General features: G+C 44.6%; 13 protein-coding genes and 2 CRISPR repeat arrays. All 13 genes read left to right on the plus strand.

From position 1 onward, the window contains the following. The 13 genes from casB to RU86_RS01565 all read left to right on the plus strand — a co-directional run bounded on the left by casB (position 1) and on the right by RU86_RS01565 (position 25,658). Positions 1 to 573 carry a type I-E CRISPR-associated protein Cse2/CasB gene (gene casB, locus RU86_RS01505; protein WP_096813706.1) on the plus strand — a complete coding sequence of 191 codons (573 nt, stop codon included), beginning with the start codon at positions 1 to 3 and terminating at the stop codon, positions 571 to 573. Positions 574 to 581: 8 nt separating this feature from the next. Continuing rightward, a complete protein-coding gene (cas7e, locus tag RU86_RS01510) occupies positions 582 to 1,628 on the plus strand; it encodes a type I-E CRISPR-associated protein Cas7/Cse4/CasC (protein WP_425435885.1) in 1,047 nt (348 codons plus the stop codon). A 13-nt stretch (positions 1,629 to 1,641) separates the two neighbouring features. Continuing rightward, the gene (gene cas5e / locus RU86_RS01515) at positions 1,642 to 2,355 is read left to right on the plus strand and encodes a type I-E CRISPR-associated protein Cas5/CasD (protein WP_096813708.1); all 714 of its coding nucleotides are present in this window, start codon (positions 1,642 to 1,644) and stop codon (positions 2,353 to 2,355) included. Continuing rightward, positions 2,355 to 2,996 (plus strand): type I-E CRISPR-associated protein Cas6/Cse3/CasE, encoded by a 642-nt coding sequence (gene cas6e, locus RU86_RS01520; protein ID WP_096813709.1) that lies wholly within the window; start codon positions 2,355 to 2,357, stop codon positions 2,994 to 2,996. The genes cas5e and cas6e overlap by 1 nt, the downstream gene beginning before the upstream one ends. Then, positions 2,997 to 3,938, plus strand: coding sequence for a type I-E CRISPR-associated endonuclease Cas1e (cas1e, locus tag RU86_RS01525; RefSeq protein WP_096813710.1), 942 nt, complete (start codon positions 2,997 to 2,999; stop codon positions 3,936 to 3,938). Between the two features lie 3 nt (positions 3,939 to 3,941). Continuing rightward, positions 3,942 to 4,838: a type I-E CRISPR-associated endoribonuclease Cas2e gene (gene cas2e, locus RU86_RS01530; protein WP_096813711.1), complete on the plus strand. Its 897-nt coding sequence runs from the start codon at positions 3,942 to 3,944 to the stop codon at positions 4,836 to 4,838. A 26-nt stretch (positions 4,839 to 4,864) separates the two neighbouring features. Further along, positions 4,865 to 13,010: direct repeats of the CRISPR family, unit length 29 nt; unit sequence CTTTTACCCGCACCTGCGGGGGTGATCCT. An 88-nt stretch (positions 13,011 to 13,098) separates the two neighbouring features. Further along, a CRISPR array of direct repeats spans positions 13,099 to 19,475; the repeat unit is 28 nt; unit sequence CTTTTACCCGCACCTGCGGGGGTGATCC. Positions 19,476 to 19,813: 338 nt separating this feature from the next. After that, positions 19,814 to 21,373 carry an ABC-F family ATP-binding cassette domain-containing protein gene (locus RU86_RS01535; protein ID WP_096813712.1) on the plus strand — a complete coding sequence of 520 codons (1,560 nt, stop codon included), beginning with the start codon at positions 19,814 to 19,816 and terminating at the stop codon, positions 21,371 to 21,373. A 391-nt stretch (positions 21,374 to 21,764) separates the two neighbouring features. Continuing rightward, complete coding sequence (trxA, locus tag RU86_RS01540; RefSeq protein ID WP_047915783.1) at positions 21,765 to 22,082, plus strand: thioredoxin; 318 nt, start codon at positions 21,765 to 21,767, stop codon at positions 22,080 to 22,082. A 96-nt stretch (positions 22,083 to 22,178) separates the two neighbouring features. Continuing rightward, positions 22,179 to 22,385, plus strand: coding sequence for a DUF2969 family protein (locus RU86_RS01545; RefSeq protein WP_047915782.1), 207 nt, complete (start codon positions 22,179 to 22,181; stop codon positions 22,383 to 22,385). A gap of 133 nt (positions 22,386 to 22,518) precedes the next feature. Then, positions 22,519 to 23,079 (plus strand): signal peptidase I, encoded by a 561-nt coding sequence (gene lepB / locus RU86_RS01550; protein WP_096813713.1) that lies wholly within the window; start codon positions 22,519 to 22,521, stop codon positions 23,077 to 23,079. A gap of 251 nt (positions 23,080 to 23,330) precedes the next feature. After that, positions 23,331 to 24,620: a pyrimidine-nucleoside phosphorylase gene (locus RU86_RS01555; protein WP_096813714.1), complete on the plus strand. Its 1,290-nt coding sequence runs from the start codon at positions 23,331 to 23,333 to the stop codon at positions 24,618 to 24,620. Then, positions 24,617 to 25,282: a deoxyribose-phosphate aldolase gene (gene deoC, locus RU86_RS01560; RefSeq protein ID WP_096813715.1), complete on the plus strand. Its 666-nt coding sequence runs from the start codon at positions 24,617 to 24,619 to the stop codon at positions 25,280 to 25,282. The genes RU86_RS01555 and deoC overlap by 4 nt, the downstream gene beginning before the upstream one ends. Continuing rightward, entirely contained in the window at positions 25,266 to 25,658 is a 393-nt protein-coding gene (locus RU86_RS01565) for a cytidine deaminase (protein ID WP_096813716.1), read from the plus strand. The genes deoC and RU86_RS01565 overlap by 17 nt, the downstream gene beginning before the upstream one ends. The last annotated feature ends 13 nt before the right edge of the window (positions 25,659 to 25,671 follow it).

Below are 25,671 nucleotides of genomic sequence, written 5' to 3' on the forward strand. Positions count from 1 at the left end.
ATGACAATCACAGTTTTTCAAGTCGCTGGTAGGCTAGTTAAGCGACTTTCAACTATCAACCAGACAAGTAGTGGGAAGGCCACTTTAGCTCGACTAAGGAACTCGCTAGGTAGGAGTTTAGATCAGACAGCTGAGGTCTGGCCAGACGTCTTTTCAGAATTACCAGAAAATTTTTTAAGTAGGACTGGTGAACCAACCAAGGAAGAGCTAGCTATTTTCACAAGCCTACAGTTATTTGCGCTACACCAACAAGGGAAAGGTGAACCTGTTGCCACGTTTGATAGGAAAGATAACATTGGACAAGCATTAAAATCCCTTCGTAAAGAAGGGGATTCAAAGGCGATAGATCGTCGATTTAACGCGATGATTACCGCAACTACTTTTGAGGAATTAGCAGTTCATCTCAGACATCTAATTAAGCTATTAAGAAAAAATACGACTAAAGTTTCCTATGCACAACTTGCTGATGATTTATTTTGGTATCAAAATGGGTTTTCGGATAGCGTAAAATTACGTTGGGGACAAAGTTACTATTCGTATACACCAAAACCTAAAGAAACTGTAGATAAATAGAGGAGCATATTATGACAAACACTAACTTATTTTTAGATATCCATGTGATTCAAGCTGTACCACCCGCAAATATCAACCGCGATGATACAGGAAGTCCCAAGACAGCCCAATATGGTGGTGTAACAAGAGCGCGTGTCAGTTCTCAAAGCTGGAAAAAAGCGATGAGAGATTATTTTAATGCCAATGGTACTGACAGTAATGTTGGGATTAGGTCATTAGAGATTGTAAAATATTTAGCTGATAAAATTCAAGAAAAAGATAATACTATAAATGATGATGACGCACTAAAAGTAGCGAACGATACGCTTAACAATGCTAAAATATCAACAAAAGATAATCGTTTAAAAGCCCTATTCTTCTTAGGATCTGCTCAAGTTGAGAAACTAGCACAAGCTGCGATTGATGGCGTAAAAGACAAAAAAGCCTTACAAGAGATTTTAGTAGATAATCCAGCAGTTGATATCGCTTTATTTGGTAGAATGGTTGCAGATGATCCATCTCTTAACGAAGATGCATCGGCTCAGGTAGCCCATGCCATCTCTACTCATGCAGTCCAAACAGAATTTGATTTTTTCACTGCGACTGATGATTTGGCAGCAGAAGATAATGCAGGTGCTGGCATGTTAGGTACTATAGAATATAATGCATCAACACTTTATCGCTATGCAAATGTAGCTGCACATGAACTCCTTAAGCAACTTGATGATAAAACTGCAACAATAAATGCCCTAAAATTATTTGTTGACGCTTTTGTTAAATCGATGCCAACTGGGAAGATTAATACATTTGCTAACCAAACCTTACCAAGTGCTGTTGTAGTCGTACTTCGCAGTGATAGACCTGTTAATATTGTCAATACATTTGAAAATCCTATCAAAGCAAATGGTGGTTATGTTGACAAATCTATTCAACAATTGGAAAAAGGGTTACAGGATGCGGATTGTTTTGTGGCTAAGCCCTTATCCATGCTGACAATTGGTTTGAAAGATAATAATCAACTTAATTTTGATACTTTGTTAGCACAGTTAGATAGTGATTTAACAGATAATTTGTAAGTGGGGGATAAGTATGACAACTCTATTATTAAAGTTGGCTGGCCCCTTGCAGTCATATGGTACGGATTCACACTTTGAGACACGACAAACTGGGCGCTATCCATCTAAAAGTGCTGTAATTGGCATGATTTCAGCCAGTATGGGGTTGAAGCGAGATCAAGATAAAGAAATTCAATCCTTAAATCAATTAGATTTTGCAGTGAGAGTAGATCAGCCTGGGGAAATTTTACGTGATTTTCATACAGCCCATTCTCTTAAAAAAGATGGCAAAGTCAATCGAACTTATGTGACTAATCGCTACTATTTAGAAGATGCGGTATTCGTTGTTGCAATTAGTGGTAGTGAATCTTTAATGCAAGAAGTGTCTAGAGCAATCAAATCACCTTATTTTCAAACATTTATGGGTCGTCGTGCCTTACCTTTGACAAGCGATTTCTTTATTGAAGAGGTTGAAGAAAAACCGATTTTAGCATTAACAAATCTAGTATGGCAAGCTGCAAAATGGTATCAAAAAAAGAACGCGAACCTATCAAAACTAGATATTTATGCAGATGCTGATTTGCTAAGTACTGGCAGTAGTTTAATGACTAGAGAGCATGTTGTGTCATTTTCACAACAGAAGAGACAATATGGATTTCGGCCTGTTAAACACACTAGTATTACAGTGAGAAAAGAAGATTTGTTGCTATCACACGATATATTTTCTGCTATAGAAGGGAGATCGTGATGTATTTATCTCGAGTAGTAATTGATACTAAAAATCGTCAAAAAATGAAAGATTTAACACATGTAGGGGCCTATCATGGGTGGGTTGAGAATAGTTTTCCTAATCAAGTACGCGATTCACAAGGCCTCTTTCCCCGTAAACTCTGGCGAATTGATAAACTGAATCAAAATAAATATTTACTTTTAATTAGTGAAGAAAAACCTGACATAAAGAAACTGGAAAAGTATGGCGTCCAAGATACAGGTCAAATAAAAGATTATCAACCGTATATTGATAGCTTAAAGTCAGGGGATTATGTTCGATTTAAATTAGTCGCAAATCCAGTCATTTCGAAAAAAGTTTCAGGTGGACGTGGACAAGTGATGCCCCATGTCACAATGGCATGGCAAGAGAAATTTTTACTGGATCGCTCAGAGAAGCATGGCTTTAAACTTAATTCAGATGATTTTGCAATCACAGAACATGAATATGTCACTTTCAAACATAAAAGTGGTAAAATGCCTAGACTCAGTAAGACAACTTATGAAGGCAATCTAACAATTACTGATAGTAAAAAGTTTAAAGCATTACTAGTTGGCGGAATGGGTAAGAAAAAAGCGTATGGCTTTGGTATGATGACAGTTATTCCGATTGGAGAATAAATGGAAAAACAGATTGGTGCAAAGAAAACAGTCTTACAGGAATTACCACGTGTCAGAGACCGCGTTAGTTTTATATATATTGAGCATGCTAAGGTAAATAAGCAAGATTCTGCCATAACTGTTTTAGATTCGAGAGGTGTCGTCAGAATACCAGCTGCAATGACTAGTGTGTTATTATTCGGACCTGGAACGGATATTACACACCGTGCGATGGAATTAATCGGAGATACGGGTACAAGTGTCGTTTGGGTAGGTGAACGTGGGGTTCGTCAGTATGCACATGGTCGAGCTTTATCTCATTCAAGCCGTTTCTTAGAGAAACAAGCGAAATTAGTTAGCAATACTCGGACTAAGCTAAAAGTCGCTAAAAAAATGTACCAAATGCGTTTTCCAAATGAAGAAGTTTCTAGCTTAACGTTGCAACAGTTACGTGGTAGAGAAGGTGCCCGTATAAGAAGTGTTTATCGAGAAAATTCTAAAAAATATCATGTAGCCTGGTCTGGTCGGGACTATGATCCAGAAAATTTTAAAGATGGCACAGTTATTAATCAAGCACTTAGTGCGGGTCATGTTGCGTTATATGGCTTATGCTTTAGTGTAGTAGCTGCATTGGGTATTTCTCCAGGTCTTGGTTTTGTCCATGTTGGTCATGATTTGTCCTTTATTTATGATGTTGCCGATTTGTATAAGGTGCAAACAACTATTCCAATCGCATTTGAGGTTGCTCAAGAGTTCAATAGCGAAGACGACATTGGTGCAATCACAAGACGACGTGTGAGAGATGCATTTGTAGATGGTAAATTAATACAACAAATTGTCAAAGATTTACAGTATTTACTAGATATTCCAGAATCAGAGACGTTTGATGCTGATGTCATTAATCTCTGGGATGATAAAGCAGAACATGTAAAATACGGTATTAATTACAGTGAGGAACAATAGACTATGCCAATGACAGTTATTACGATAACCAAAGCACCTGCGAAGTTACGAGGTGATCTAACAAAATGGATGCAGGAAATAGCTACGGGTGTCTATGTGGGTAATTTTAATTCACGTATCAGAGAAAAATTGTGGGATAGAGTGTCAGATTGTATTGGAAATGGTCAGGCAACAATGAGTTATTCGAGCCGAAATGAGATTGGGTATGACTTTGAAACATTGTATACAAGCCGTAGAAGTATTGATTATGATGGTATACCACTTGTTTTACTTCCTAAAATTATTGATGATAACCAGCACTTGAAAAATGGTTTTAGTGATGCTTCGAAGTTTCACAAGATAAAAAAATTCTCTCAAAATAAGAATATGGATGTAGCAGAAGCAAAAACGTATGTCGTATTTGATATTGAAACAACAGGTCTTGACCTGAAAATGGATAAAATAATTGAAATTGGTGCTGTGAAAGTTAATGGGGATAAGGTATCGGAGTTTCAGATACTTATAAAAATTGATAAAACTTTGCCTGCGTCTATTATAAATCTGACAGGTATAACTGATAGACTTCTATTAGAAAATGGTCAAGAAGCAAAGACTGCTATTGAAGAGTTTATGAACTTTGTAAAGGATAGCTCTTTGGTTGGCTATAACGTTGATTTTGATAGAAATTTTATTCAGAATATGGCTAAGGAAGTAGGTATCTCTCCGTTTGAAAATAAATTTATAGATTTGATGAGATTTGTCAAAAAAGAAAAAATGTTTTTAGTAAATTATAAATTACAAACAGTTTTAAAAGCTTATGGTATATTAGATTTAGTACCACATAGAGCTTTGGAAGATTCGAAATTAACGGCTGAGTTAGCTACAAAAGTGAATGGATTTTTAGAAAGCATATCAAACTAATGCTGAAATACTTGGGATTTTTAAGTCTTTTACCCGCACCTGCGGGGGTGATCCCACTTTGAACAGTTGTAGTAACAGCAGTCCAAACTTTTACCCGCACCTGCGGGGGTGATCCTGAACCAATCTGGGCAATCAATAGTAACTTTAGCTTTTACCCGCACCTGCGGGGGTGATCCTAGCGCCCAAACTATCATGCGCAACCTCTCGGCCTTTTACCCGCACCTGCGGGGGTGATCCTAAGCGGTAAAATAGTACTATGATGATTGTATACTTTTACCCGCACCTGCGGGGGTGATCCTGACGTTTGAAGAAGCAATCGATATTATTGAAGCTTTTACCCGCACCTGCGGGGGTGATCCTTAAATTTCTAATTTCATACAAGCAAAATTCTTCTTTTACCCGCACCTGCGGGGGTGATCCTTCCTGTCCATAATTCGCTAAACCATGTACCTACTTTTACCCGCACCTGCGGGGGTGATCCTTCAATGACTTCAAAGGACTAATGCAATCTTTCCTTTTACCCGCACCTGCGGGGGTGATCCCATAAGTATCTTGATGATACGGACTATTCTCAGCTTTTACCCGCACCTGCGGGGGTGATCCCACACATAGTTCTCCGTTTATCCGTTTTATTAACTTTTACCCGCACCTGCGGGGGTGATCCTTTCAATCTGTTTAACAGTTTCTCGTGTTTCCACTTTTACCCGCACCTGCGGGGGTGATCCCAGAAAAAGACGATGAGGGCCAACGATTGTTGGCTTTTACCCGCACCTGCGGGGGTGATCCCTAGATACTAAATTTTATGATGATGTAAAAAGTCTTTTACCCGCACCTGCGGGGGTGATCCCGTTGTTGACGAACAAATACCCCAACAACAAACCTTTTACCCGCACCTGCGGGGGTGATCCTAAAATGGATGGCGATTACACAAGTAAAGTTGACTTTTACCCGCACCTGCGGGGGTGATCCTAGTGGACAATTTAGGCGACTACTCGCCAGAAGCTTTTACCCGCACCTGCGGGGGTGATCCCATCAGTTCCTGTTCGCTTACTCAAGGTCATTACTTTTACCCGCACCTGCGGGGGTGATCCTAGCCTGATGTAGCTACTGATTGACCGCCTACACTTTTACCCGCACCTGCGGGGGTGATCCCAGTTTTTCGAATGTCAGCGCTAATTTTTTACACTTTTACCCGCACCTGCGGGGGTGATCCTGAAAAAACTCAAAAAATCAGTAGCAGTCTTAGCTTTTACCCGCACCTGCGGGGGTGATCCCTGACCTTTTTTAACCCAATTTGCTAAGTTTTCCTTTTACCCGCACCTGCGGGGGTGATCCTATCAACAGCTCAACAGCTATTTCTCCACAGATCTTTTACCCGCACCTGCGGGGGTGATCCTGAAGTTGGCGAGTTCGCAACGGTACGATATTACTTTTACCCGCACCTGCGGGGGTGATCCTTTCCAACGCTATAAATGGGGAATATGAAAATGCTTTTACCCGCACCTGCGGGGGTGATCCCCTATCAAGTGGGAGGTAAGTTCTGTAGAGGTACTTTTACCCGCACCTGCGGGGGTGATCCTATAAATGCTGGGACTTAGTTAACTGGTACGTACTTTTACCCGCACCTGCGGGGGTGATCCCAACTCCCGTTCTAGCTAGTTCAGACTCATTACCTTTTACCCGCACCTGCGGGGGTGATCCTAGCTATTTACTCTCTCCCATTTGACATATTCCCTTTTACCCGCACCTGCGGGGGTGATCCTGAAGCGGATTTCATTCAGATAAACACTGACATCTTTTACCCGCACCTGCGGGGGTGATCCCACACTTTTTACAAGCTTTACTACCTAATCGCTCTTTTACCCGCACCTGCGGGGGTGATCCTTTCACTCGTTATCCTCAACTGGAACAAGCTCACTTTTACCCGCACCTGCGGGGGTGATCCTTGAGGAAAAATTGAAAGGGCGGTATAAAAATGCTTTTACCCGCACCTGCGGGGGTGATCCTCAGGTGTCGATTCCCTAAATCTGTTATCGTGACTTTTACCCGCACCTGCGGGGGTGATCCTAAGTCTCAGCTGGTGTTCCGTTGAATTCTTTACTTTTACCCGCACCTGCGGGGGTGATCCTAATCGTGACAGCGTCTACACGCAGAACAATATCACTTTTACCCGCACCTGCGGGGGTGATCCCTTTGAAGATATAGCAGACACTAGCACAGGTATCTTTTACCCGCACCTGCGGGGGTGATCCTCGCAAGGTGTTTCAAGGGTTGATACGTCAAGTCTTTTACCCGCACCTGCGGGGGTGATCCTATCTTAACGAAAAAACTGGAAGAAGTTTCAGACTTTTACCCGCACCTGCGGGGGTGATCCTGACATTTGAAGAAGCAATTGAAATAATTGAAGCTTTTACCCGCACCTGCGGGGGTGATCCTAAATCTTTTGTTCTGCAATAGTCGCATCAAACCTTTTACCCGCACCTGCGGGGGTGATCCTAGCCTTAGATAATTTAAGAAACTTTTGTTGACCTTTTACCCGCACCTGCGGGGGTGATCCCGGCATTACCCGCTTGTCACAATATAACCATACCTTTTACCCGCACCTGCGGGGGTGATCCTGCTGAAACAACTGCTATGATAAGAGTAACTATCTTTTACCCGCACCTGCGGGGGTGATCCTCAGCCATTTTTCAAAAGCTTCTAGTTTCTCTACTTTTACCCGCACCTGCGGGGGTGATCCCCGTTTATCGGCCATTTACACCCCCAAACACCACTTTTACCCGCACCTGCGGGGGTGATCCTGCAGCGGCCGTTAAATCATGCAACTTAGATAACTTTTACCCGCACCTGCGGGGGTGATCCCGAATACAGCGCAATTGTGTTTAACTTACCTCACTTTTACCCGCACCTGCGGGGGTGATCCTACCAATCAAAGCACCCTTTTTAACCCAGTTTGCTTTTACCCGCACCTGCGGGGGTGATCCTAAAGCGCTTCTGCTTTGCTATCGAACTTTATGCTTTTACCCGCACCTGCGGGGGTGATCCTATATTCAATAGGTTTAGATATCGAGAATAAAACTTTTACCCGCACCTGCGGGGGTGATCCCAGGAGCTAACCTCTCTCGCTGTCTGCGTTTGCCTTTTACCCGCACCTGCGGGGGTGATCCTGGAATAGACCCGATTGGCTATTACAATGGGGCCTTTTACCCGCACCTGCGGGGGTGATCCTTAAGATAATCGCACCAATTGCAATTCCGATACCTTTTACCCGCACCTGCGGGGGTGATCCTGAAAAAAATCACAATTTTAGGAATCGTTTTATCTTTTACCCGCACCTGCGGGGGTGATCCTACAGATGCGATATTCTTCAAAAACGGAGTCGCCTTTTACCCGCACCTGCGGGGGTGATCCTCGCTATGGTATGCAGATCACAGTCGCTACTAACTTTTACCCGCACCTGCGGGGGTGATCCTTAGCAAACCCAACATTCACAGAGGTTGATTTTCTTTTACCCGCACCTGCGGGGGTGATCCTAAAATAGCCACTGATAATCTTCTTATCAGTAGCTTTTACCCGCACCTGCGGGGGTGATCCTTCTTGACGGGTCTAAAGTGTTACAGTCTGATGCTTTTACCCGCACCTGCGGGGGTGATCCTACCCTCTAGTCATATATCGCGCATAACTCACACTTTTACCCGCACCTGCGGGGGTGATCCCGGAAGAGAATCATCATTCAAATCCATTGGCGACTTTTACCCGCACCTGCGGGGGTGATCCTATACAGGACTTCATTTCCATGGAAGGTAAGTTCTTTTACCCGCACCTGCGGGGGTGATCCTTGATATCAAAAGAACACACCGTAAACGTGAACCTTTTACCCGCACCTGCGGGGGTGATCCTGTCTCCTACTGCAAAACTGCTTTATTTTTATCCTTTTACCCGCACCTGCGGGGGTGATCCTATCCATGAATTATCTCCTTAAAACGGAAGAGACTTTTACCCGCACCTGCGGGGGTGATCCTGGCTACATGTATTTTTCAAACTTGGATAATTGCTTTTACCCGCACCTGCGGGGGTGATCCCCCCCAAACATCACGATAGCCGTCTGGCTTTTCCTTTTACCCGCACCTGCGGGGGTGATCCGGTGTTTCTATCAATTTTAGTGATTGAACTAAACTTTTACCCGCACCTGCGGGGGTGATCCTGTTTTACTTTTATTCATTCTTCCGCCTCATGACTTTTACCCGCACCTGCGGGGGTGATCCTATTCAGCAATCCAGAAAACTTTACAATTTCAGCTTTTACCCGCACCTGCGGGGGTGATCCTAGTTAATTAAAACTGCTTACGAAAATTATCAACTTTTACCCGCACCTGCGGGGGTGATCCTAACCGATATCGGCAAGAAGTATTTGATCATCACTTTTACCCGCACCTGCGGGGGTGATCCTACTTTTTATCGTCTGCCAATTCAACCCCCAAACTTTTACCCGCACCTGCGGGGGTGATCCTTCGGAACTGGCGTGACATTATAGTCAGGATACCTTTTACCCGCACCTGCGGGGGTGATCCTACCGCTTCATTAACTCGCTCATCGGCTGTTTTCTTTTACCCGCACCTGCGGGGGTGATCCTCGCTGACTTCGATAAGCAAGCATACATTGAGCCTTTTACCCGCACCTGCGGGGGTGATCCTCGCTGACTTCGATAAGCAAGCATACATTGAGCCTTTTACCCGCACCTGCGGGGGTGATCCCTTATCCACTTGAAAAGCCAGACGGCTATCGTGCTTTTACCCGCACCTGCGGGGGTGATCCTGCCACTTAAGTTTTCACCGTATTGAACCACATCTTTTACCCGCACCTGCGGGGGTGATCCTCGTTTCCTTTCTATTCGGTCATCCGAACTTTACTTTTACCCGCACCTGCGGGGGTGATCCTTCATGCCCGAAAGCATCAAGTAAAGCCTGCGGCTTTTACCCGCACCTGCGGGGGTGATCCTAGATGACATAGAAATTTACTCGATCGGACTTGCTTTTACCCGCACCTGCGGGGGTGATCCTAGCCTTTTTATTTCAGACTCAGCCTGTTCTATCTTTTACCCGCACCTGCGGGGGTGATCCTCCAGACAAACGTCCGACAAACGTACACCAGAGCTTTTACCCGCACCTGCGGGGGTGATCCTCATCAAGCGTATACCCTTCGGAAAACCTATACCTTTTACCCGCACCTGCGGGGGTGATCCTGAACTTGACGGAAAATACGACTCAAGTCGTAACTTTTACCCGCACCTGCGGGGGTGATCCTAAAATCTTATGAAGAAGCTGGAAATTACTTGACTTTTACCCGCACCTGCGGGGGTGATCCTGATTGAATTTGATAACGTACGTGAAGCTTTAGCTTTTACCCGCACCTGCGGGGGTGATCCTAGCGTATAGATTTTGAAAACCTAAATTACGACCTTTTACCCGCACCTGCGGGGGTGATCCCCAGATTGAAAAATTTCCATGAGTTAAATTATTCTTTTACCCGCACCTGCGGGGGTGATCCCTTCACGCTGTAGGCTCTCATTTGCACGCTGTAGCTTTTACCCGCACCTGCGGGGGTGATCCTATAGACAGCTTGCGAGATGAAAGAGATTCTATCTTTTACCCGCACCTGCGGGGGTGATCCCATACAGTCATAAAGGTTTCTAAAGAAACAAACCTTTTACCCGCACCTGCGGGGGTGATCCTGTCAAGTGTTTTCTCCAATTATTTTAAATAATCTTTTACCCGCACCTGCGGGGGTGATCCTTCATTTTGGTTAAAATAAACATTAGATACCGTCTTTTACCCGCACCTGCGGGGGTGATCCTTTCAAAGGCATTAAAGACAAGCGGGTATTACCCTTTTACCCGCACCTGCGGGGGTGATCCTAAATACAAGACAGAAAAATTCATTTCAGAAAGCTTTTACCCGCACCTGCGGGGGTGATCCTTAGTTGTTCTAAAGCTTCACGTACGTTGTCAACTTTTACCCGCACCTGCGGGGGTGATCCCGTCTACCTATTTCCCAAATCAAGTAATTTCCACTTTTACCCGCACCTGCGGGGGTGATCCTACACCTGTAATACCGCTCCAAGCATTAGATGCCTTTTACCCGCACCTGCGGGGGTGATCCTGAAGAAGCAAGTCAACGTGAGCAAGAAGAATACTTTTACCCGCACCTGCGGGGGTGATCCCCTAGTGCCGTGTTAGCATCGGTCAGTTGATTGCTTTTACCCGCACCTGCGGGGGTGATCCTTTCAATCAAGATTGAATCTAGTAACTCCGCTTCTTTTACCCGCACCTGCGGGGGTGATCCTATTTATATAGGGTGGATGGTAGGGAAAAGAAACTTTTACCCGCACCTGCGGGGGTGATCCTTTGACATATAAAGAATTTTGCTTATATGAAATCTTTTACCCGCACCTGCGGGGGTGATCCTGACATAGTAAAGCCGTTTGTTGCATTTGCTACCTTTTACCCGCACCTGCGGGGGTGATCCCAGGTGATAGCTTTCTATCGTTTTCAAACTCGATCTTTTACCCGCACCTGCGGGGGTGATCCTGGGTTGAGACCTCGTTGTCTTGCAATTTCCAACTTTTACCCGCACCTGCGGGGGTGATCCCAATCCAGACTATGACAGACCAGTGATAAGAGTCTTTTACCCGCACCTGCGGGGGTGATCCTGACCAAAAAGGTGCGCTATACGAAGAATTGATCTTTTACCCGCACCTGCGGGGGTGATCCTATTTTTAATGCTGGGGCTAGTTTTAAAAGCAGCTTTTACCCGCACCTGCGGGGGTGATCCCTTAACCGCATCCCAATCCATGTCCATCGTCTTCTTTTACCCGCACCTGCGGGGGTGATCCTCAGCATCGAAAATCGCAGTGCTATACAGGCAACTTTTACCCGCACCTGCGGGGGTGATCCTAATTTGATAAAAAGCAAGTTGAAAAAGATTACCTTTTACCCGCACCTGCGGGGGTGATCCTCTTTATCTGCTCACGCTTCACTTTGTTAGTCTCTTTTACCCGCACCTGCGGGGGTGATCCTGTTATTGTTGGCTTTTTACCCTTTCCGTTGCTCTTTTACCCGCACCTGCGGGGGTGATCCCAGCTGAACTAGTATACTTATAACCTGTTTGCCCTTTTACCCGCACCTGCGGGGGTGATCCTTATGCTGGTAAGCTAGGCGAAACTTACGTATTCTTTTACCCGCACCTGCGGGGGTGATCCCTACAAAACCACGGACTGATAAATATGTACCAACTTTTACCCGCACCTGCGGGGGTGATCCTAACAAAAGGTCAACGGATTAAAATGACCACAACTTTTACCCGCACCTGCGGGGGTGATCCTTATGCTGGTAAGCTAGGCGAAACTTACGTATTCTTTTACCCGCACCTGCGGGGGTGATCCTATTCGTCATTTATATCAGTATTTATCTGGATCCTTTTACCCGCACCTGCGGGGGTGATCCTAACAAAAGGTCAACGGATTAAAATGACCACAACTTTTACCCGCACCTGCGGGGGTGATCCTGGAAAATTTAGTAAACAAAGTACAAGAAATTCCTTTTACCCGCACCTGCGGGGGTGATCCTTCAGTACTGCACTTGCAGTCTTCGACGGCATCCTTTTACCCGCACCTGCGGGGGTGATCCTGACAGTGATTTTTGCAAAGTTTTTTTTGATTCCTTTTACCCGCACCTGCGGGGGTGATCCTGGAAAATTTAGTAAACAAAGTACAAGAAATTCCTTTTACCCGCACCTGCGGGGGTGATCCTAAATACTTGACTAACACGGGAAACCGTGTTATCTTTTACCCGCACCTGCGGGGGTGATCCTGACAGTGATTTTTGCAAAGTTTTTTTTGATTCCTTTTACCCGCACCTGCGGGGGTGATCCTATCATAAATGACAGGAATCTAGGAACGGTCCACTTTTACCCGCACCTGCGGGGGTGATCCTATCTTAAATTCATAATCGCCGATATTATTTAACTTTTACCCGCACCTGCGGGGGTGATCCTCAAAGCAGAAATTGGCGATGTCGTAGAAGTGTCTTTTACCCGCACCTGCGGGGGTGATCCTATCATAAATGACAGGAATCTAGGAACGGTCCACTTTTACCCGCACCTGCGGGGGTGATCCTAACACGATGTCAAGCTATGATACTACAGTATACTTTTACCCGCACCTGCGGGGGTGANTTTGAACAGTTGTAGTAACAGCAGTCCAAACTTTTACCCGCACCTGCGGGGGTGATCCTAACACGATGTCAAGCTATGATACTACAGTATACTTTTACCCGCACCTGCGGGGGTGATCCTGTAGTCATCGGAAATATATACGAAAATCCGGACTTTTACCCGCACCTGCGGGGGTGATCCCACTTTGAACAGTTGTAGTAACAGCAGTCCAAACTTTTACCCGCACCTGCGGGGGTGATCCTGCTAACAAAGCAACCTTAAAAAACTATTTTTGCTTTTACCCGCACCTGCGGGGGTGATCCTGATCCAGCCTGTATGCCGTGAGTGGGAAGTAACTTTTACCCGCACCTGCGGGGGTGATCCTTCTAAACACTCTCCTGTTTCTCTGTTCACAGGCTTTTACCCGCACCTGCGGGGGTGATCCTATCCTCTAGTCATATATCGCGCATAACTCACACTTTTACCCGCACCTGCGGGGGTGATCCTGGGTGTACGCATCAGCTTTTGTAAATTTTGAACTTTTACCCGCACCTGCGGGGGTGATCCTTCTAAACACTCTCCTGTTTCTCTGTTCACAGGCTTTTACCCGCACCTGCGGGGGTGATCCTGACCTCACACGGCTTTTTATCGCTGTATGGTACTTTTACCCGCACCTGCGGGGGTGATCCTGGGTGTACGCATCAGCTTTTGTAAATTTTGAACTTTTACCCGCACCTGCGGGGGTGATCCCAAACTCAAATTTTTAGCATCTACTTTATCTTGCTTTTACCCGCACCTGCGGGGGTGATCCTATGGCGAGTTTAAAGTATGGCAAGCACACTATCTTTTACCCGCACCTGCGGGGGTGATCCCAACATCACAAGATAAGGTCTTGTCTTATCTGCCTTTTACCCGCACCTGCGGGGGTGATCCTGTAAGCCTCTATTTTTTTAGCGCTTTCTTGACCTTTTACCCGCACCTGCGGGGGTGATCCTCCTTGTCGATATGACTTGTCTCGACCAGGTTCCTTTTACCCGCACCTGCGGGGGTGATCCTATGTAAGTGAAATTTTCTTGAAATTGCATAAGCTTTTACCCGCACCTGCGGGGGTGATCCTGAAATATAAATTAAAAGGACATTACTATAAAACTTTTACCCGCACCTGCGGGGGTGATCCCAGCTGAACTAGTATACTTATAACCTGTTTGCCCTTTTACCCGCACCTGCGGGGGTGATCCTTACCAATATCGTCACAAGCGATAATGTCAGGCCTTTTACCCGCACCTGCGGGGGTGATCCCCATTAGATCCAATCATCATCGGAAGCGGTGTTCTTTTACCCGCACCTGCGGGGGTGATCCTGGTTATTGTGATTTAATTCTATCAATAACTGACTTTTACCCGCACCTGCGGGGGTGATCCTATAAACATTCAAAAAATTATATTTTGAACGCTCTTTTACCCGCACCTGCGGGGGTGATCCTGTATGATGCGGATATACTGAATCAATACGGAACTTTTACCCGCACCTGCGGGGGTGATCCTTCATCTGATGTAGAAAAAGTGGTGAAAATGAACTTTTACCCGCACCTGCGGGGGTGATCCTATTCTTGTTGATGTGTTATAGTTTTTTTACCACTTTTACCCGCACCTGCGGGGGTGATCCCTACATAGTCGCCAACCTCAAATTTAGACTTGCCTTTTACCCGCACCTGCGGGGGTGATCCTATTTCCAATCACTGCTGGGTGGCTATCTAATCCTTTTACCCGCACCTGCGGGGGTGATCCTGATTTACCAGCCTTAGACGGTCCAGCGATTAGCTTTTACCCGCACCTGCGGGGGTGATCCTGATAAATGCGCGACCATCATCCCAAACAATACCTTTTACCCGCACCTGCGGGGGTGATCCTCTTTAACTGCTACCTCTGCTGGCATAAATCCACTTTTACCCGCACCTGCGGGGGTGATCCTGAGTAACCATAATTAGCATCGCAGAATGCTTTCTTTTACCCGCACCTGCGGGGGTGATCCTGAGTTCACGGCTTATGGCACGTTCAAAGTTGACTTTTACCCGCACCTGCGGGGGTGATCCCGAATACAGCAGTGGTCATAGCGTCATTACCTGCTTTTACCCGCACCTGCGGGGGTGATCCTCGGCATCTTCATCACCTCTCATTAGTTCTAAACTTTTACCCGCACCTGCGGGGGTGATCCTAAACGATAACGCTGGTCAAAGTTTAGACTGGTCTTTTACCCGCACCTGCGGGGGTGATCCTTTCTTGTAATTTAACCCCATCAGTTCATTGTCCTTTTACCCGCACCTGCGGGGGTGATCCTGCTGAACCTCGAATACCACCAGATTTTACAATCTTTTACCCGCACCTGCGGGGGTGATCCTTGCAAATTCACCAACCAATCAAGACCCTTTTACTTTTACCCGCACCTGCGGGGGTGATCCTGGGAACTGGTAAGACTTATACAGCTTTAGGCCCTTTTACCCGCACCTGCGGGGGTGATCCTGAAAATCCATTTGGTAGAGAGGCAAAAGATGACTTTTACCCGCACCTGCGGGGGTGATCCTGAATTTATCTGAATCGGTAAGCGATGATTTTGCTTTTACCCGCACCTGCGGGGGTGATCCTTCTGATAGCTTCTTGCCACTCTCCGTCTGAAACTTTTACCCGCACCTGCGGGGGTGATCCTGGGTAAACAACTGATTGGAAACGGTTTTCCCAACTTTTACCCGCACCTGCGGGGGTGATCCTAAAATGATTATCATATTTATTAGCGTTATGTGCTTTTACCCGCACCTGCGGGGGTGATCCTATCAATATCAAATAAATGATGTTATATCCATGCTTTTACCCGCACCTGCGGGGGTGATCCTGAGTTTGGTAAATTAGTTTGAGATTTTCATTTCTTTTACCCGCACCTGCGGGGGTGATCCCGAAAATAAGTAATTAATGTTTGACAACTAAACCTTTTACCCGCACCTGCGGGGGTGATCCCAAACAACTTAACTAATATAATAGTTAAATTAACTTTTACCCGCACCTGCGGGGGTGATCCCTGATTCTTACGTGCCACTTGCATACCTCTCTTCTTTTACCCGCACCTGCGGGGGTGATCCTATGGCGTTCGCTGTGTCTGGAAATTACGAAATCTTTTACCCGCACCTGCGGGGGTGATCCTTTGAATATATTTTTTCCAACTAGGGTTAAATACTTTTACCCGCACCTGCGGGGGTGATCCTGAATTTGGTGACTTTCCAACGCTTGGGAATAGCTTTTACCCGCACCTGCGGGGGTGATCCTAACACCTTGAGGGGTGTCGTAGTATATAGCAGCTTTTACCCGCACCTGCGGGGGTGATCCTCCAACTCTAAATCATAAAGATTACTTATTGTACTTTTACCCGCACCTGCGGGGGTGATCCTAACACCTTGAGGGGTGTCGTAGTATATAGCAGCTTTTACCCGCACCTGCGGGGGTGATCCTCCAACTCTAAATCATAAAGATTACTTATTGTACTTTTACCCGCACCTGCGGGGGTGATCCCAGGTCATTATTTTTAGCATTACCTTCTAGTTTCTTTTACCCGCACCTGCGGGGGTGATCCCGCTTGGCAATACTTACGATACACTTCGCAAGGACTTTTACCCGCACCTGCGGGGGTGATCCTTGAATATGGGTCTGGCATTGGTTTAGGACTAACTTTTACCCGCACCTGCGGGGGTGATCCCGACCTGAAATTAATGTGCTTCAAATTCAAGTCCTTTTACCCGCACCTGCGGGGGTGATCCTTGAATATGGGTCTGGCATTGGTTTAGGACTAACTTTTACCCGCACCTGCGGGGGTGATCCCGACCTGAAATTAATGTGCTTCAAATTCAAGTCCTTTTACCCGCACCTGCGGGGGTGATCCCTACCAAAATCCCTAACAGATTAAAAAATATTACTTTTACCCGCACCTGCGGGGGTGATCCTAGAGATTGACACTGATAAAACTGATATTACCCACTTTTACCCGCACCTGCGGGGGTGATCCTAATGCAATGAAACCTGAGGAATTTATGGAACACTTTTACCCGCACCTGCGGGGGTGATCCTGGCAAGCTGAATCTAAAAGATTTCAAAATTGTCTTTTACCCGCACCTGCGGGGGTGATCCTCACCTTATTTTCTAGTGATCACGAATATATCGCTTTTACCCGCACCTGCGGGGGTGATCCCACGCCACTCACTGCACTACTTACACTGTTGAACTTTTACCCGCACCTGCGGGGGTGATCCTCTGCTAATTCTGTAATTTGCAAAATTTTAAGGCTTTTACCCGCACCTGCGGGGGTGATCCTTCGTTCAGCTCTGATTCTGTTTAAGTCAAGTGCTTTTACCCGCACCTGCGGGGGTGATCCTCTCGCAAATCATTAATATTAGCTTTTCGTTTTCTTTTACCCGCACCTGCGGGGGTGATCCTTGAAATTACAAAAGGTTCTAGTCTTAATGAAACTTTTACCCGCACCTGCGGGGGTGATCCTCCTCTCTTAGTAAATCATCTGCTCTTGGATTCCTTTTACCCGCACCTGCGGGGGTGATCCTATTTCTTATATATGCTTCACTTACGTGTTCATCCTTTTACCCGCACCTGCGGGGGTGATCCTGTTTGAATTGTATGATAAATTATCTATGGTTCCTTTTACCCGCACCTGCGGGGGTGATCCCCTTGTTAAATATATTATTTTAGTTAATGAGGGCTTTTACCCGCACCTGCGGGGGTGATCCTCAATTATTTTTATATTTGCGATGAAAAATGTTCTTTTACCCGCACCTGCGGGGGTGATCCCGGCAGATGCGCATAATAACTTGCAGCCATTTGCTTTTACCCGCACCTGCGGGGGTGATCCTAAAATCATTATTTCACCTTTTTTCTTTTTTTCCTTTTACCCGCACCTGCGGGGGTGATCCTAGCAACCTTTTGTTTACCATTACCTGTTTTAGCTTTTACCCGCACCTGCGGGGGTGATCCTATTTACAGTCTAATCCGGCTATGTATGCGACACTTTTACCCGCACCTGCGGGGGTGATCCTAAAAAAGACAAACGATGGATTTACGGTACGGACTTTTACCCGCACCTGCGGGGGTGATCCCTGGATGGGCTAGAGCTATATCGGAAATACTAACTTTTACCCGCACCTGCGGGGGTGATCCTAACTATCATAAATTGGTCTTATAAAAGAACTGCTTTTACCCGCACCTGCGGGGGTGATCCCAGTGACGCATACAGATAGTAAAGGCAAAAGTTCTTTTACCCGCACCTGCGGGGGTGATCCTTACTTCCCCAAGTTTTGACAACGTCATCGCCACTTTTACCCGCACCTGCGGGGGTGATCCTAAATTGCCTTGCGGTAGTATATATTCAAAATCTCTTTTACCCGCACCTGCGGGGGTGATCCCTTACGAAGATAATGACGTTTCATTTACCTGCTCTTTTACCCGCACCTGCGGGGGTGATCCCCAAATGCTTTGGTGCTTACATTGATTGGCATACTTTTACCCGCACCTGCGGGGGTGATCCCCTACGTTGGCCAATATCTACGCCATTACCTTTCTTTTACCCGCACCTGCGGGGGTGATCCCACCACGTCATCAGTATGTACTAAGTTAAAATGCTTTTACCCGCACCTGCGGGGGTGATCCTGCCCAGTGAGTTAAACTCTTTTTCGTACTTATCTTTTACCCGCACCTGCGGGGGTGATCCCTTACGAAGATAATGACGTTTCATTTACCTGCTCTTTTACCCGCACCTGCGGGGGTGATCCTCTCTTCACGCATCATGGCACGCATCTGTTCCACTTTTACCCGCACCTGCGGGGGTGATCCCAGTTAGCATGATGTCGAACAACTTATAAGTAACTTTTACCCGCACCTGCGGGGGTGATCCTATCGTCATTCTTGCGTAAGGAGGAAAAAGATGCTTTTACCCGCACCTGCGGGGGTGATCCTGAAAAATGTAGAATCGCTTATATCAAGTCTTCCTTTTACCCGCACCTGCGGGGGTGATCCCAATCGGGTTGACAGTATCGTCAAATTATTAGACTTTTACCCGCACCTGCGGGGGTGATCCTATCTCGTCTTTTTAGCAGTTGCAGACGTTAAACTTTTACCCGCACCTGCGGGGGTGATCCTGGCGAGCTTTATCCATGTAAACCAGATATTTTCTTTTACCCGCACCTGCGGGGGTGATCCTAATGTCCCCTGCAATTCTTGAAGCAAATGGCACTTTTACCCGCACCTGCGGGGGTGATCCTAGTATTCCTGTTGCTGCGACCACTCCTATTGACTTTTACCCGCACCTGCGGGGGTGATCCTAATATTACCTAACATTTCTTTTTCTTCGGCAACTTTTACCCGCACCTGCGGGGGTGATCCCCATTTCGGTTACAAATTCATTATATAACCACTCTTTTACCCGCACCTGCGGGGATTGATTCTGTCAGCATCGTCATATATCGTTACTAAAAAGACTTTTACACTATAGCGTATAAGAGTGATTTTCGAGTCTTCTTGCTTCTGCGTACAAATACATAAGCGACTTGTTAGGAAAGCGCCTATTAGATATTTTTATTAAAATCACCATATTGAACATATTATAGTAGCTGATTTAAGATGAGTGATAGCCCCCACCAAGCCTATCAGTCCTTTTTTATTCCCCAAAATTCTGTTAAACTATAGAAAGTGATGAAAAAATAACGGAGAAAAAATAATTAATGAGTATTTTAACAGTACAAAAACTAAGTCATGGCTTCGGCGATCGTGCGATTTTTGATGATGTCAATTTCCGCTTGCTTAAAGGTGAACATATAGGCTTTGTGGGAGCAAATGGCGAAGGGAAATCGACCTTCATGAATATTATCACGGGTGCTTTACAGCCTGATGAAGGTAAAATCACTTGGTCGACCAAGCATCGTGTGGGCTATATGGATCAGCATGCTGCGCTAGGTAAAGGCAAGACAACTCGCCAATCGCTATCTGAAGCTTTCCAGTATCTACTAGATGCCGAAACTGAGATGAATGACATCTACGGGCGCATGGGCGAGATGCTGGATGATGAGATGACAGTCGCACTAGAACAAGCAGCCAGCCTACAAGATACACTGGATAATTCTGACTTTTACTTGATAGATGCTAAGGTAGATGAAATCGCGCGGGGTCTAGGTCTGGGTGACTTCCTGGAAAAAGATGTCGCCGATTTATCAGGTGGCCAACGCACTAAGATTTTACTGGGTAAATTGTTGTTAGAGAAACCAGATATTTTACTTTTGGATGAACCGACTAACTACTTAGATGAAGAACATATCAACTGGTTGAGAAGTTATCTACAAGCTTATGAGAATGCCTTTGTTTTGATTTCGCATGATGTTGACTTTATGAATGATGTCATCAACATTATCTATCATGTTAACCAACAGAAAATCGATCGTTATGTTGGGGATTACCATAACTTTGAGCGTTTATTTGAAGAAAAGAAAAAACAGCTAGCCTCACTTGCTGGAGCACAGCAGGCGGAAGCAGCTAAATTAAAAGACTTTATCGCTAAGAAAAAGGCAAATGTCGCGACATCTGGTCAAGCAAAAGCACGCCAGAAGAAGCTAGACAAGATGACGTTTGTCGAGACGATTCAAGAAAAAGCTAAGCCGAGTTTTGACTTCAAACTTGCTAGAACAGCTAGCAAGCTGATTTTTGAAGCGACTGATTTGGTGATTGGCTATGATGCTTCTGAACCGCTATCTAGTCCGATTAACTTGACTGTCGAACGCGGGCAAAAAGTTGCCTTTACGGGATCAAATGGTATCGGTAAATCAACCCTGCTTAAATCTTTACTAGGTGAATTGAAGCCTTTATCAGGAACTGTGCTTCAAGGTGAATTCCAAGAAATCGGTTATTTTGCACAAGAAGATAAAAATCCCAGTCAAAAAACGGTTTTAGAGGAATACTGGGATACGTTCTCTACGCTAAACCAAGCAGAGGTAAGAGCGGCATTAGCAAGATGTGGCTTAGGGACGAAACAGATCGAAAGTCGTGTCTATGTCCTATCTGGTGGTGAGCAATCTAAACTCCGTCTAGGTAAAATCATGAACCATGAATCAAATATTCTAGTCATGGATGAACCGACCAATCACCTCGATGTAGATGCTAAGGATGAATTGAAACGTGCGCTACAGGCCTATAAAGGGACGATCCTGATGGTGAGTCATGAACCTGAGTTCTATCAAGATATCGTGACTGAAACGATTGATTGCGAAAGTTGGACAACAAAAGTTGTATGAAAACATAAGCCGATGGGCTTATTTTTTTGTAAAAAAAAAGTCCCGATGACAGGACGTCCTCAAAAGAGGTGGATACGCACTGACCCTCAAACCCAAAGGTGAAGGTTCCGCTTATTTTAACTCGCTGTGTTGAATTGAATGCCTTCAACATCTTTATTATCTCAAAACAGATGAGAGTTGTCAACTGAAAAGGTAGGCTAGCGTCTAGGTATCAAGCTGTTATAGACGATTAAATATAGCGGATAATCTGATCTTATAGGTACAAAGAATCTTGCCAAAACTCACTGATTTATAGTGGAAATCAGGACGTGGTATTTCGTGTGCAAATTATGAGACAAACCTAAAACTTTAAGGTAGAATAGAGCTAGTAAAACAAATAGAGGTGGTTAATATGACTGTAGAAGTAACGGATGCAACTTTCCAAGAAGAAACAAAAGATGGCATCGTGCTTGTTGACTTTTGGGCAACATGGTGTGGCCCTTGTAGAATGCAAGGTCCTATTTTGGATCAACTTTCTGAAGAACTTGATGAAAGCGAACTTAAAATCGTCAAGATGGACGTAGATGAAAATCCTGCGACACCACAAACATTTGGTGTCATGAGCATCCCAACACTACTCTTCAAAAAAGATGGTGAAGTAGTGAAACAAGTTGCTGGAGTCCATACAAAAGATCAAATTAAAGGTATTTTAGCAGAATTAAATGCCTGATTATGACAAAGTCTAAGTGATGTAACCATCATCTAGACTTTTTTTGATCTAATCTCTAGTCTTGAAAAAAACGTTTTTTTCAGATATAATAGGTCTATGAGTAAGAAAAAAGAAACGGAAATTCAAATTTCTGATAGTCAAGATGGCGTGGTTTTAACAGTTGGTAAAAAAACAGTTGCTGAAATCAAAAATAATGCTGATGATGCCTATGATGTCTTTGTTAATGGTAAATTGACTAAGACACTAAAAGCGTATCCTGAGGCCTTGGAAGAAGCAATTAAAATGTATAATCTTGCCTTATAAAGCAGCTAGCTTGGTAAGTGCAAGAGGTTAAGTTTGGGGTTATCGATTGTTTGATATATCAGTGAAATTGGTAACAATATATCCGTATAGATAAAGCGACAGGGTTCGCTTTTATTTTAGAAAGTTTTAGCAAATGGTAAAAAGAGACTTATATCGCAACATTTTGATTGGCTTGATTGTCATCGGTATCCTGCTTATCATTCGGTTCTTTGTATTTGAACCAATCAGGATTCATAATAATAATATGTCGCCGATCTTACCTAACAAAACACAGGTTTTTGCCATGAAACGCACAAAACTTGAAAATTTGGATTTGGTGGCTTATCGACACCATGGTAAAAAATATGTGGGTCGGATTATTGGCACACCAGGACAAAGCGTCGTGGCTATGGATAATGTGGTTTATTTGAATCAAATCATCTTGACAGAGCCTTACATTAAGCAAAATCAAGCAACCTATCTCAAGACCCATGATGACGATTTTACCACAGATTTTCGGCAAGATAAGTTGGCTGCTAAAACCTACTGGATCCTAAATGATGCCAGGGATGTTAAAGCAGATAGCAGAACATTTGGTGCCATTAAACAAAAAGATATTTTAGGTGAACTGAAATTTAAGTATGCCCCGATTAGCGCTTTTGGCTTTGTTGAGAACGATGAAGCGAAGATAGAGAACGGGTTTGATACAGAATAATGAAGATGAGAGACACAAAGATTAGCCGATATTGTCCATGACATTATCTGATGATTTGTGTCTTTTTTTGTTATAATAGAGACAGAACAGTTTGGTAATCCGACGAGGAAAAATAGCAAGTCTTTAGCCTTACCAGCTGTGTTTCAAAAGTAGCTGGGACTAGGTGGCGTATCACTGCTTCTTGCTATTAAAGGCAATAAAAAATAACGTTTATTTCAAAATTAATACGCATCGTATTGGGGGAAAAACTAATGAGAATGGTAGATATCATTCAGAACAAACGTGATGGTAAAGTAGTATCTAAAGCGGAAACAACGTGGATGATAGATAACTATGCTAAGGGCGAGATTCCAGACTATCAGATGGCTGCTTGGGCCATGGCGGTTTACTTTCAAGGGATGGCTATGACAGAAATTGCTGATTTAACGATGGCAATGGTAGAAACAGGTCATCAGATTGATCTGTCGACGATTCCGGGTATTAAGGTTGATAAGCATTCGACAGGTGGCGTTGGTGATAAGGTTACCCTTATCTTAGCCCCCTTGGTGGCAAGTTTTGGTGTACCAGTAGCTAAGATGAGTGGTCGTGGCTTAGGGCATACTGGTGGCACAATCGATAAACTTGAAAGTATTCATGGCTACCAAGTAGAGCGGACCCAAGAGGCCTTCGTCCAACAAGTCAAGGACATCGGTATTTCTGTTATTGGCCAGTCAGATGATTTAGTAAAAGCAGATAAACTGCTCTATGCTTTACGAGATGTGACGGCAACAGTCGACATCATTCCCTTGATTGCAAGCTCGATTATGTCGAAAAAAATAGCTGCAGGTAGTGGGGCGATTTTACTAGATGTGACGGTTGGTAGTGGTGCATTCATGAAAAACTTAGATGATGCACGTATTCTGGCAAAAACGATGGTCGATTTAGGTAATGCAGTCGGCAGAAAAACAGTCGCTGTCGTAACAGATATGAGACAACCACTTGGGACGACCATTGGTAATCGTCTTGAGATTGCTGAAAGTATGACAGTCTTACAGGGCGGTGGTAGACCTGATCTGAGACACTTTATCGCTGAATTAGCACAGATCATGTTGTCATTGGGTGGTGTGACGAAATCTATCGATGAGATTCTAACGCATCTATCAAATGGTGCTGCCCTTGATAAGTTTAAGCAAATGATCGAAGCACAAAACGGTGATTTTGATGATTTACTTAACGCGCCAACATATGAGACAGTTTTTTCAAAAGTTGTTTTGAGTCCTAAATCAGGCTATATTACGGACTTTGACGCGCTGGTAGCTGGTCATCTCGCCATGAGATCTGGTGCTGGTCGTGCTGTCAAGTCAGACCGACTAGATATGGATGCTGGTCTTCGTATCTTTAAGAAGATTGGGGATCAGGTTGTTGCAGGTGACCCGCTTTTTGAAATCGTTTATAACAAATCCGACTTTGATGCTGAGCTGGAAAGTCAAGTGATGCTGGATGCGATTGTGATTGCGGATGAAAAAATTGAGATAAAAGAAATAGTGGAGATTATAAAATGAACTTAAATAAATATATTGATCATACAGTCTTAAAAGCTGATACAACTAAAGAAACTGTACAAAAAATTATCGATGAAGCCATTAAATATGACTTTATGAGTGTCTGTTTAAATCCAACATGGGTGGCTTATGCAGCTGAAAAATTGGCAGATACAGATGTTAAAGTTTGTACAGTAATTGGCTTTCCTTTGGGGGCCAATACCTCTGTTGTTAAGGCATTTGAAGCAAGTGAAGCGATCAAAAATGGTGCTGATGAAGTCGATATGGTGATTAACATCGGCGCTGCTAAAGCTGGCGACTGGGACTTGGTGACATCGGATATTGCAGCTGTTGTCGCAGTTTCAAAAGCTGTCACAACTAAAGTGATTATCGAGACAGCTTTGCTAACAGATGATGAAAAAGTAAATGCGTGTCAAGCAGCTGTTAAAGCGGGTGCTGATTTTGTCAAAACATCGACTGGTTTTTCTACAGCAGGTGCAACGGCTACTGATATTGCCTTAATGCGTCAAACTGTTGGCCCTGATATGGGTGTCAAAGCCTCTGGCGGTGTTCGCTCGATTGCTGATGCAGAAGTGATGATTGCAGCTGGTGCGACAAGATTAGGGACGTCAAATGGGGTAGACATTATGAAAGGAAACATAGCTGATGCCGGATCATACTGAGCTATTTAAGCAGGCAAGAGAGGCAGCAAGTGTTGCTTATGTGCCTTACTCAAACTTCCCAGTGGGTGCAGCACTAGTGGCTAAAAACGGCCTTGTTTTTCAAGGATGTAATATCGAAAATGCTAGTTTTGGTTTGACCAATTGTGCAGAACGTACAGCTATTTTTAAGGCTGTTTCGAGTGGTGTTTGCGATTTTGATATGATCGGTATTTATGGTGAAACAGATGAGCCAATATCACCTTGTGGTGCTTGTCGTCAAGTTTTGACCGAATTTTGCTCAGATGACATGCCTGTTTGGTTATTCTCAAAAAATGGTGATGTCAAGAAAACGACGGTTGGCGACCTCCTTCCCTATCATTTTAAAAACTTGTCATAATCAATATAAAAGC

Origin of the sequence: Pseudolactococcus piscium, assembly GCF_002441695.1 — a bacterium.
Classification (GTDB): Bacteria; Bacillota; Bacilli; order Lactobacillales; family Streptococcaceae; genus Pseudolactococcus; species Pseudolactococcus piscium.

Bases quoted from the DNA above. Each gene is read 5' to 3' on its own strand.
- RU86_RS01535 (WP_096813712.1), top strand. From the start codon at position 19,814: ATGAGTATTTTAACAGTACAAAAACTAAGTCATGGCTTCGGCGATCGT.
- cas5e (WP_096813708.1), top strand. From the start codon at position 1,642: ATGACAACTCTATTATTAAAGTTGGCTGGCCCCTTGCAGTCATATGGT.
- lepB (WP_096813713.1), top strand. From the start codon at position 22,519: ATGGTAAAAAGAGACTTATATCGCAACATTTTGATTGGCTTGATTGTC.
- deoC (WP_096813715.1), top strand. From the start codon at position 24,617: ATGAACTTAAATAAATATATTGATCATACAGTCTTAAAAGCTGATACA.
- casB (WP_096813706.1), top strand. From the start codon at position 1: ATGACAATCACAGTTTTTCAAGTCGCTGGTAGGCTAGTTAAGCGACTT.
- cas1e (WP_096813710.1), top strand. From the start codon at position 2,997: ATGGAAAAACAGATTGGTGCAAAGAAAACAGTCTTACAGGAATTACCA.
- RU86_RS01565 (WP_096813716.1), top strand. From the start codon at position 25,266: ATGCCGGATCATACTGAGCTATTTAAGCAGGCAAGAGAGGCAGCAAGT.
- trxA (WP_047915783.1), top strand. From the start codon at position 21,765: ATGACTGTAGAAGTAACGGATGCAACTTTCCAAGAAGAAACAAAAGAT.
- RU86_RS01545 (WP_047915782.1), top strand. From the start codon at position 22,179: ATGAGTAAGAAAAAAGAAACGGAAATTCAAATTTCTGATAGTCAAGAT.
- cas6e (WP_096813709.1), top strand. From the start codon at position 2,355: ATGTATTTATCTCGAGTAGTAATTGATACTAAAAATCGTCAAAAAATG.
- RU86_RS01555 (WP_096813714.1), top strand. From the start codon at position 23,331: ATGAGAATGGTAGATATCATTCAGAACAAACGTGATGGTAAAGTAGTA.
- cas2e (WP_096813711.1), top strand. From the start codon at position 3,942: ATGCCAATGACAGTTATTACGATAACCAAAGCACCTGCGAAGTTACGA.